This window comes from Streptomyces murinus, from assembly GCF_002154555.1.
Lineage (GTDB): Bacteria > Actinomycetota > Actinomycetes > Streptomycetales > Streptomycetaceae > Streptomyces > Streptomyces murinus.
Genome location: NZ_MUNF01000958.1, coordinates 1 through 2,128, shown reverse-complemented (window position 1 = coordinate 2,128; position 2,128 = coordinate 1). Strand labels below are relative to the sequence as shown.

Annotated in this window: 3 protein-coding genes; all 3 read left to right on the top strand. The window is 75.7% G+C overall.

Annotated features, from left to right (window positions below; translation table 11 throughout):
- Nucleotides 1-777, top strand: a 777-nt coding sequence (locus CCN72_RS36905; RefSeq protein ID WP_086812661.1) for an ArsR/SmtB family transcription factor, incomplete at its 5' end; no start/stop codon positions are given.
- Nucleotides 778-821: 44 nt separating this feature from the next.
- Nucleotides 822-1,310 (top strand): glutathione peroxidase, encoded by a 489-nt coding sequence (locus CCN72_RS36900; RefSeq protein WP_085565207.1) that lies wholly within the window; start codon nucleotides 822-824, stop codon nucleotides 1,308-1,310.
- A gap of 77 nt (nucleotides 1,311-1,387) precedes the next feature.
- The coding region (locus CCN72_RS36895) for a MerR family transcriptional regulator (protein WP_086812660.1) at nucleotides 1,388-2,128 on the top strand (741 nt) is incomplete at its 3' end.

Sequence of the window (2,128 nt, the reverse complement as noted above, 5' to 3'; positions counted from 1 at the left end):
GGCCTCGGGCGGGACTGGATCGCCGACTTCCTCACGCCCACGCCCCGCGACGGGGAGGAGTTCGCCGCGGAGGTCGCCCGGGTGCGCTCGGTCGCGCCGGATCTCGCCCGCGGGCATCTGCGCACCGCCCTCGCCGGGCCGCTGCCCGCCGTGCTGGACCGGGAGGACCTGCCCGAGCGGGCGGCCGCGCTCCTGGAGTGGGTGTGGCGCGAGGCCGTACGGCCGTACTGGGGGCGGCAGCGGCGGGTGCTGGAGGCGGATGTGGTCGCGCGGACCGCGCGGGCCGGGCGGGGCGGCTGGGTGAGCGTGCTGGACTCACTGCGGCCCGGCCGCACCCGGTGGCTGGGCCAGAACCGGCTCCAGATCAATCTGCACGCGTACCCGCCGCGCGAGATCTCCGGCGCCGAGATGCTCTTCGTGCCGGTCACCCCGCAGCGGCACGGCTGGGTGTCCTGGGACGACGGGGAGCGGTACGCCCTGGTCTACCCCTGCGCGGGCGTCCTCACCGACGCCGGGGCCCGCGCGGTCCCGGCCGCCCTCGGCGCCCTGCTCGGCCCGGCCCGCGCGGGCGTCCTGGCCCTCCTCGGCTCCCCCATGACCACCAGCCAGCTGACGGCGGTGACGGGCCAGGGGCTCGGTTCGGTCGGGCGGCATCTGAAGGTGCTGCGGGAGGCGGGGCTGGTGGTGGGGCGCAGGACCGGGCGGTCGGTGCTGTACGGCAGGACGGCGGCCGGGGACGCGGTGGTGGCGGCGGCCGCGCCCGCCGAGCCGGGGTGACCGCCGCCGCCCGGAGGACACCTCGGCCGCATACCATCGCGCCCATGACCACTGTGCTGAACACCGAGATCGGCGCCCTCACCGGCGGCGCCGCGAACCTGCCGCAGTACGCGGGCAAGGCCGTCCTCATCGTGAACGTGGCCTCCAAGTGCGGCCTGACCCCGCAGTACGCGGGCCTGGAGAAGCTCCAGGAGCGCTACGCCGAGCGCGGCTTCACCGTGCTGGGCGTGCCGTGCAACCAGTTCCTCGGGCAGGAGCCGGGCAGCGCCGAGGAGATCGCCGAGTTCTGCTCGGCGACGTACGGCGTGACCTTCCCGCTGACCGAGAAGGTGGAGGTGAACGGCGAGGACCGGCACCCCCTCTATGAGCGCCTGGTGGGCTTCGCGGACGAGGCGGGCCACAGCGGCGACATCCGCTGGAACTTCGAGAAGTTCCTGATCGGCCGGGACGGCACCGTCGTCGCCCGGTTCTCGCCGCAGGCCGAGCCGGAGTCGGCGGAGGTCGTCGCGGCGATCGAGGCCCAGCTCGGCTGACCGCGCTTGACCTTGCCCCTGGGGCAGGGCGGAGCGTCGCTGTCGCCGGGCGGGAAGGAACCGCCCGGCGACGGAGGATGACATCGGTGCACGAGGATCTGCTCACCATCGGGGCGTTCGCCGCGCGGGCCCGGCTGTCCGCCAAGGCCCTGCGGCTGTACGACCGCCTCGGCCTGCTCGCCCCGGCGTACGTCGACGAGTCGAGCGGCTACCGCTACTACCGCGCCGCCCAGGTGGAGCGCGCCCGGCTGGTCGCCCTGCTGCGCCAGCTGGACATGCCGCTGGCCCGGATCGCCGAGGTGGCCGGGGCCGAGGGCGCGGCGGCGGCCCGGCTGCTGGACGCCTACTGGGCGGACGTGGAGGCCCGGGTGGCCGGGCAGCGGACCCTCGCCGAGTACCTCCGTGGACGGCTGTCCGGGAGGAGTGACGAGATGTACGGGAAGTTCGCGGTCGAGACGGTGGACGTGCCGGCGCGGGTGGTGATCACCGAGTCGCGGCACACGCTGGCGGACGAGCTGCCGGCCTGGATCGGCGCCGCACTGGGCCGGCTCGAGGCGGCCGCCCAGGAGTGCGGGGGTGTGGCGGCGGCGCCGTTCGTCGTCTATCACGCCGAGGTGTCGATGGAGAGCGACGGTCCCGCGCAGGCCTGTGTGCCGGTGGCCGACGAGGCGGCGGCGCGGGCCTGGGCCGGGCGGCAGGGGCGGGGCCGGGAGACCGGGGTGCGGGTGGAGCCGGCGGCCCGGCTGGCGTACGTCCGGATCACCAAGGCGCAGGTGGCGCATCCGCAGATCCTCGCCGCGTTCGAGGCGGTGGAGGAG